The 8386-nt window shown below is 29.9% G+C and carries 8 protein-coding genes and 1 pseudogene; 2 read left to right on the top strand and 7 right to left on the bottom strand.

Annotated features, from left to right (window positions below; genetic code table 11):
• Positions 1-39: 39 nt before the first annotated feature.
• Complete coding sequence (locus tag IO99_RS18830) at positions 40-210, top strand: HTH domain-containing protein (protein WP_084178217.1); 171 nt, start codon at positions 40-42, stop codon at positions 208-210.
• 144 nt (positions 211-354) lie between these two features.
• Here the strand turns inward: IO99_RS18830 and IO99_RS16365 are convergent, their stop codons facing one another.
• The 3 genes from IO99_RS16365 to IO99_RS16355 are packed head-to-tail and all read right to left on the bottom strand — an operon-like array spanning position 355 to position 3425.
• Positions 355-1347: a M42 family metallopeptidase gene (locus tag IO99_RS16365; RefSeq protein WP_035135360.1), complete on the bottom strand. Its 993-nt coding sequence runs from the start codon at positions 1345-1347 to the stop codon at positions 355-357.
• 18 nt (positions 1348-1365) lie between these two features.
• Complete coding sequence (locus tag IO99_RS16360; protein WP_035135357.1) at positions 1366-2394, bottom strand: M42 family metallopeptidase; 1029 nt, start codon at positions 2392-2394, stop codon at positions 1366-1368.
• Positions 2385-3425, bottom strand: a complete 1041-nt coding sequence (locus IO99_RS16355) for a M20/M25/M40 family metallo-hydrolase (RefSeq protein WP_035135362.1) — start codon at positions 3423-3425, stop codon at positions 2385-2387. Before IO99_RS16355 ends, IO99_RS16360 begins: the two co-directional genes overlap by 10 nt.
• Positions 3426-3624: 199 nt before the next feature.
• On the opposite strand from IO99_RS16355, the gene IO99_RS16350 reads away from it, so the two are divergent.
• On the top strand, positions 3625-4239 hold the full coding sequence (locus IO99_RS16350) for a 4Fe-4S dicluster domain-containing protein (RefSeq protein ID WP_035135355.1): 615 nt from the start codon (positions 3625-3627) through the stop codon (positions 4237-4239).
• A 183-nt stretch (positions 4240-4422) separates the two neighbouring features.
• Here the strand turns inward: IO99_RS16350 and IO99_RS16345 are convergent, their stop codons facing one another.
• The 4 genes and pseudogenes from IO99_RS16345 to IO99_RS18825 all read right to left on the bottom strand — a co-directional run.
• On the bottom strand, positions 4423-6051 hold the full coding sequence (locus IO99_RS16345) for an IS1182 family transposase (protein WP_035135352.1): 1629 nt from the start codon (positions 6049-6051) through the stop codon (positions 4423-4425).
• A gap of 108 nt (positions 6052-6159) precedes the next feature.
• On the bottom strand, positions 6160-6327 hold the full coding sequence (locus IO99_RS19200) for a hypothetical protein (RefSeq protein WP_156964387.1): 168 nt from the start codon (positions 6325-6327) through the stop codon (positions 6160-6162).
• A 111-nt stretch (positions 6328-6438) separates the two neighbouring features.
• Positions 6439-8058, bottom strand: coding sequence for a hypothetical protein (locus IO99_RS16340; protein ID WP_035135349.1), 1620 nt, complete (start codon positions 8056-8058; stop codon positions 6439-6441).
• A gap of 169 nt (positions 8059-8227) precedes the next feature.
• Positions 8228-8377, bottom strand: a pseudogene (locus IO99_RS18825) (IS3 family transposase); the annotation flags it as partial.
• Between the last annotated feature and the right edge of the window lie 9 nt (positions 8378-8386).

Genomic DNA, 8386 nt, shown 5'->3' with positions numbered 1-8386 from the left:
TATTATTAAATAATTATAATTATTAAAAGAGGTGTTAACATGGTAGATAAAGTTTTAGAAGTACTGAAAAATTCATCTGAGCCATTAAAAGCTGGAGAAATTGCTGAAAAGGCTGGTATTGACAAAAAAGAGGTAGATAAAGCTATAAAATCACTTAAAGCAGAGGATAAAATAGAATCTCCAAAAAGATGCTATTACGCTGCAAAATAGTTACTACCTTATAATTTAAAACAAATTAATCCTAAACTAAATTGAGCCTTCACTGATATTCTTAAAGTGAAGGCTCTAATATTTATTATTTTTTTGTATATTCTCTAAAAGTTATGTCTATAGATCTATTTAAATAACCTTATATTATAATGTAGTATAATTATAAATAACTTCTATTCCTTCTTCTATGTCTTTATAATTAACCATTTCCATATTTGTATCCTTATATCTTACAGGATAAACTAAGGTTCCAGTCTTAACTCCTACTCCCTCTTTATGGATTGTTTCACCATCACCTTGAGTTTCACCAAAGATATAATGTGGTTTTTTATCCATTTTCTCATAAACTTTTTCCAATTGTTCTTTCACTTCATGATGCATTAACAAAGTTCTATCCATGAACTTTATTCCTGTACCCTTTCCTAAAGAAAACTTTCCACTTCCCCCTAATGTATCTCCAGCATTTTCTCCATCTACAACTAAAGCATACATAGGATTTATTTCATAAGCAGCTGCTCTTGCTCCTCTTCCTCCTAAAGTGTTTTGAGTCGAAAATACAAAATATATTTCCTTATCTAACTTCTCTAATGATTCTTTATTCTCTATAAGCTTCTCTATAGATTTTAGTGACATATAACAGCCTACTCTATTATCTAAAGCTGGTGCAATTATATTCTTTTCTTCCTCTATAACATTAGATGTAATAATACATACATCTCCTTCTCTTACTAGTTCTAAAGCCTCTTCTCTACTTTCTACTCCTAAATCTATATACATGTCATCTATTTTAGGACTATCTTTAGTTCCGCAAATTCTTCCTGAATTTCCGTTTTCAAATTCTACCATATTATTCACAAAGGCAGCTTCATCAAATTCTCCTACTTTTCCAATTCTCAAGAAACCATTATCTTCAATATACATAACTATAAATCCCATGGTATCCATATGAGAAGAAATCATAATTCTCTTTTCTTCCTCTCCATTACTTCTACCTATTTTAGCTATAACATTTCCCATGTTATCTACTTTATTTTCAACTTCTAGTGAATTTAATTGCTCAACAATTACACTTCTAACTTCTTCCTCATGTCCACTAACTCCAAATGCTCCTACTAAATCTTCAAATAATTTATTCATCACAAATACCTCCAAAATCTATAGTGTTTTTAAGTATTCTACTAATAATTTAACTGTGTTCTTTATGTCTTCCTTTGATGCTACTGAAGCTGAAGAATGGATATATCTACATGGAACTGAAATAGTAGCAATCTTTGCCCCAGATCCTGTGCCATGGAAAGTAGCTGCATCATTTCCTCCAGCTATAGCTTTTCTTCTTTGATATGGAATATTTAAATTATTCCCTACTTCCATAATGTCATCAGCCACATCAACATCGAATATACTAGTTAAATCCATTATTGATATAGCTGGTCCTCTTCCAACTTCAGTAGCTCTTAAGTGCTTAGGAACACTTGGCATATCTGCACATATTGTACCCTCTAAAGCAATTCCTAAATCTCCCTTTAAATTTAAAGACGAAATGAAAGCACCTCTTTCTCCAACTTCTTCTTGAACTGCAAACACTCCATATAGGTCTACATCATAATTTTCCTTTAATGCCTCCATAAGTACAAAGCATCCTACTCTATCATCAAAGGCCTTTCCCTTTACAAGCCCTTCTCCGAATTCATCATACTCTGTATCAAAAACTACATACTCCCCTAGATCTATAAGCTCCTCACTTTGTTTTCTAGACCTAGCTCCTATATCAATACAGCAATCACTATAATTTAGACCCTTTTCTCTCTCCTCTGCTCCTTGAAGGTGAATTGGTTTTGCTCCAATAACTCCTGGTATTTTATTAGGCCCTATAAGTACAGTCTTAGAAGGTATTATCTTAGCATTTATCCCTCCTAAAGAACTAAATCTTAAGCTTCCATCCTCATTGTAGCCAGTTATTATAAAACCTACCTCATCCATATGAGCATCAACTATTACTTTTTTTCCTTTACCCTTTTTATGAACAATAATATTTCCCATTCTATCTATAAAAATCTCATCTACATAAGGGGTAACCTGTTCTTTAATAAAGCCCCTTACTTCTCCCTCAAATCCTGAAGGACCACTTAAAGAAGTCAATTTATCTAAAATACCGTTCTTTTGAAGAATCTCATCTAAAAACATACTAATTCCTCCAATTCTTCACCCTTTATACTCTCTATTAACTTTGCCATCATATATCCTGTGTTTTTTATATCATCCATATTTACAGTTTCCACTGAAGTATGCATGTATTTTATAGGAATTGATATAAGAAGTGTAGCAACCCCTTCACCAGCTACTTGAATATCCCAAGCATCTGTTCCTGTATTTCCGGCTTCCACTTCTAATTGAAATGGAATATTATATTCTTTGCAAACCTTCATAAGATGCTTTCTAACCTTAGGATGAATATTAGGACCTATACAGATTACTCCACCCTTACCTAGTTCAGTATCACCATGTTCAAGACCATACATTCCACAATCGAAGGTAACATCTACAGCAATACCTATATCTGGATTAATTCTATTAGTAGCAGTTTTAGCACCTCTATGACCTACTTCCTCTTGAGCAGAACATACAAAATAAACATCCATATCATGTTTTATATTTTTAAGTTCCTTAGCACATCTATATAAGGCTACAACTCCACCTCTATCGTCAACAGTTTTAACACTTACATTATTATTTAAAAGTTCTTTATAGTTTCCTTTAACAGTAACATAATCTCCTGGTTTAACTATGTTCTCTAAAGACTCCTTAGAATATCCTGTATCAATCAATAAAGAATCTATAGTTACTGCTTTTTTTCGATCTTCATCCTTCATTAAGTGAGGTGGCTTAATTCCTATAATACCGTGAATGGCTTCTTTTCCATGGATTATAACCTCTTTAGAAACTAAAGTCTTAGGATCAATACCATTACCTTTAAATGCTAAAAATCCATTTTCTTTTACCTCTGTTATAATCATAAATACTTCATCCAGGTGAGCCATAAGCATGATTTTACCTTTGCCCTTACCCTTCTTATGAATAATTATATTATTTAAATTATCCCTAGTAACTTGTCCAAATTCCGAAAATACCTCTGTCACATAATCTCCAAGCCAGTGTTCTCTTCCACTAGGGCCATGAGACATACAAAGTGTTTTTAGTAACTCTTTATCCTCCATAATCATAAGACTCCCCTTCTAATTACAAAATACATTTAATGATAATAAAAGTATACCTTAGCTGTTAAGTATTTACAACAATACTACTTAACTTATATTTATAGTAAATCTTGAACCTAATAATATACTTTGCTATTCTATTATTAAATCATATTACAATTATTATAGGGATTATATTTTATAAAAGGAGAATATATTTATGACTAATTATACTAAAGATATTACTAAGGCCTTTGATGAAAAATTAGATGAAACTTCAATAGAATTAAGAAGAAAGGTTCAAGGCTTCTTATATGATAACTGTGAGTCTATTTTTAAGAGAAGCACACTACCCACACCGGCAGAAAATTATAATGAAAATGATTTAACTAAACTAGTAGATATAGTAGACAAGTATAGTGAAATATATAAAGATTCAATAGGAATAATTAATGGTACAAAAGTAGATTTAAATCAACGTGAATGTATAGCATGTACAAGATGTACTAAATATTGTCCTAGTGGCGCCCTTGAAAAAGTAAATAAAGAATTAGTCCTACATGAGGACAAGTGTTTAAGATGTGGAAATTGCATTGGCAACTGTTCATTCTTAGCCCTATCTTCAGCAGGAACAGGATTAACTATTTATATTAATAGTACAGAATTAGCCTGTCCTCCACACATATTACCTAAATTTTATGGCATAGAGGAAATTCCTAAGGTAATGGATAAACTTTTATCCTTCTATAATGCTCATAAAATCCAAGGGGAGACCTTTGCAACTACTGTTTATAGAATAGGTTTTAATAACCTTTTAAATTATATTGAAGACTAAAAAGAAAGGGCTGTCGCAATAGCGGTTGAATAACCGCCAGAGCGTAGCTCTCTTTTTATGCTTTTTTATTAGATTTATGAGAATAACTGAGCATAAAAAATACACTATCTTAAAAATAGTGCACTTAAATAAGCCTTTGTAAAAAAGACTTTTTTTGTCTGTAAAGTTTTTGAACTTTAAAATTTATGCGCTTTCTTTTAGTGGAAAAAGATGTGTTCCTGTCCTTCCAGATTGGATTTTATTATGAAGTTTATTTATGTTATGTGCCATCGCCAACAGAATACTTTCTGCAAGTACATTCTGTTTTCCTTTGCACAAGAATCTTCGGAAACCCATATCTTGTTTTAATTCCCCAAAAGAGCCTTCGGCTTGTATACTTCTGTTCATTCTAAGTTCACAGCCCTCATTGCTTAAAATTCTTTCTAAATCATCTTTCCTTTGCTTGTTAAATATCTTTGATGTTTCAAGTTTTTTAACTCTTTCTTCTAATGGAGTTTTGAAGTTGTTTCCTTTTATACAACTACCCTTGTATTGGCAGTTGCTACAATCCTCGCAGGTATAGATGGTTTTCTCACTTATGTACCCAGTTTTGCTTTTTCTTTTTATTACATTGCTTACTATAAGTTTTTTATCATTTCTACAAATGTAAAAGTCCTCATCTTCATTGTATTCCATGTTTTCTATTCTACTGATGTCATTTTTATACTTTCTTGTTTTTGATATTTCATAGTTTGATGGTTTGATAAAAGATAACTGACCATTTGCTTTCAGATACACATAATTCTCTTCGCTTTCATATCCTGCATCAGCAACTATCTTTTTATATTTAAATTTAAGATATGATTCCATGTCTTTTAAAAATGGAATTAGAGTTGTAGTATCTGTTGGCTGTGGACCTACTGTAAGCCACGTGATATATTCAGAATCAACTCCATGTTGTACATTATAACCAGCTTTTAACTGACCGTTACCCATGGCATCTTCCTTCATTCTCATAAATGTCGCATCACTATCTGTTTTGGAATAGCTGTTACGCTTTCCACAAATATGTATTTTCTGTGTGTACTCTTTTAGCTTGTTCAAATATTCTTCTAAATTTTCAATGGAGCGCTGCAAAGGCGTTTTTCGTTTTCCGCATCCATGTACAAACTCTATGTTTTCCTCATGTTTTATGGCATACAATTTTTTACGAAGCCTTTTAACGTGCTTCATTTTTACAGAATTTCGATATACTAGTTTAATTCCATAGAGTTCCTCACACTCCGCAACAAAATCGGCTAGTTTAATCAGTAGTCTTGCTTGATTTTTTGTAACTGCCTTTTTCCAAACAAAAGTATATTTATTTGCACATGCCTCAATCTTAGTACCATCAATAAATATGGCGTCTCCAGATATCTCTCCGATATCATAAAGAGAATCTGACATTTCAGCTAGAATTCTATTTGCACATGGGGCAAAGTGAATACTTCTAAATCTTGCAAATGTTGAATGATCTGGTACCGGTGAATTCTCAAGAAGGTACATAAAATTAATATCACGATGACATGCAGTTTCCATAGCACGTGATGAATAGATGTGATTCATGTAAGAATAAAGTATAATCTTCAGCATCTGACGTGGTGTTGCTTGATTTTCCCTAATCCGGGAATAAGTCGAATACAAATCTTCTAAATCCATCTCCTCTACAAATTGACTTAGCAAATGCACCGAATCATTATCTGGAATTATACAATCAATATTTAATGGAAGTTTTAATTGATAAAATCTTCGATTAACGGTATAATTTTTTTGTAAGATATTTCGTTTTAGCATACTAATATTTTACCATAAGTCCCTTATCTCTCAAAGTAAGGGACTTATTTTGTTTGCAATGAAAAAGAGCTGTGCACTATTTCTTAGTGCGACAGCCCCTTTGTATTATTATCTAATAAGTAAGTAAATAAACCCTAAAATTACAGCAACAATAATTCCAGTAGCTATCATATTTGCTTTAAAAGAGTGATTATAATAATATTTTTCTGTATCAGCACTTCTTCCCTTAAACTCTGAATCCTTAGCATTAGCTCTTTTAAACAAATCCACTGACATAATACCAACTCCATTCAATTTAAAACATTCCATATATCCCTTTAATTGTACCAACTAGTGTAGTTAAAAAAATTATTATTACCTAAAAGTATCTAAAAAGTACTTATAAGTTTATATAGTATTAATTGCCGTATAATAATTCTTCTCTTCTGATTTTGCATATTCTAAATTTTTTCCTATACTTTGAAATAAATGATCAAAATAAGTTGTAAAATCTCCTTGAAGAGTCTTTAAAAGTTTTTCTTTTATTAAAACTATATTATTATAAAGTTCTTCCTTTTTTCTTTCCAATGCCTTAAAGTCACAGTAATATTCACCTTTGAATATACTATCTTCTTTAAAATCCAACTGAAAATACTCCTTTAAAATATCTTTTTCATCTAAAATTAATATATTAGATATATCTATACAGTACTTCTTTAGCTCATTATAATTACCATACATCTTATTCCATTTATTATATAAATCCATAATTAAGCGTTGATTATATACTTTTATATTTCCTCTATAGCTATATATAAATTTAAAAACATTAATACCACTGATAGATTTCATATTATCCATGAGTATATCTATAATAGAGTTATAATAATTATCCTTTATGGACCTTAATGAAGACTTAATAATTTCACAAGTTATATAATTAAACTTATCTTGAAAACTTCTACACATGGCATAAAACTCTTCTTCACTATTTATATAATAAATTAGTCTAGTAAATTCATTATAAAATATACTGTTTATACTGAGTTCTATTTCATCTGTTATTTCATCAAAGCTAAATTTACTTATATTCATCATCATATTTAAAAAGTCATGCTCTAAGGAAAACACCTTATATCCTATGGTATATTCTCTATTTTTCATAGAATTATCATAAGTAGTTGCATATCCTACTGATTCTATTTTAGTTAAATTTGATTCACAAATTTCTTTGGCTAAATATTTATTTAATTCTTTTTTATAAATTTTTATTCTTTTAGTAAATTCATCTCCAAAGGCTTCATTAATTAAGTTAAGTAGTACTTCTATAAATTCTTTCCTTACTACTTCTGATATCTTTTCTTTTAAAATATCTAAGGAATTTAAAATCTCATCTTCTTTAATAATTATTTTATCTGAAATATCACCCTTATTTAAGGTATCTATTCCCCTTAAATCAATCATTAATTCTTTGAATGTATTCCAAATAAACCTATGATAAGATTTTATTTCTTCATCTAAAACACCCATTACAATGTTTTTAAGCTGAACAACTCCTATTTCTATGTATGATAATGTCCCTTCCATATCCTCATAAACATATCTATTTAGTTCATTATATATTTCTTTTTCACCATGCTTCATGTGAAATGTATACACCTCTAGCTCACATTTCTTTTTAAATAGATTTAACCTAGAATTTATATTTTTTTCTATACTATCTAAAATATCATGGATGAATTTCTTATCTATTTTTACTTCCTTACTTAAAGCATTGCAGCTTACCTTATGATCTTCACTAGTATATACTTTATGAAAAACTTTTTCAATTCTTTCCTTTTCTTCTACTATAACAAAGGTATTAAAATCTCCAATGAACTCCTTTGTTATAGACTCTGTAATAGAGCTATCGTATTTAAAATAGCTTGAAAATTCTTTCTGTAAATATTCAAATATCTCTACAATATCTAGATACAAGTTTATTTTATTATACAATGAAGTTACTAGTGTTTTATTTACCTCTTCCATAAGTACTCAACTCCAATACTTTAATTGAATAACTTATTCTACAAAATACATAAAATTCCTTGTTTCAAAAATAATTTACTACAGAAATCTATTAATATTCTCCTCTAATAATAAAAGGTATGCCTCATTTAAAATGTACCCTAAGTCAAGGACATTTTATAAAAAGACCCTAAGATAAAAGATGATTTCTGTATTGAACAGGAGTCATCTTTTTTAAGTTCCATTGGCATCTATACTTATTATGATAATCTATGTAATCCTCAATTTCACATAATAGATCTTCAAAGGTTTCACAATTTTTTAGATTTGTTTCATTCTTTTAAGTGCC

The sequence above is a fragment of the Clostridium sulfidigenes genome, assembly GCF_000732635.1.
GTDB lineage: Bacteria > Bacillota > Clostridia > Clostridiales > Clostridiaceae > Clostridium_J > Clostridium_J sulfidigenes.
The sequence above is the reverse complement of the archived record's forward strand: the minus strand, read 5'-3'. Positions and strand labels throughout refer to the sequence as shown.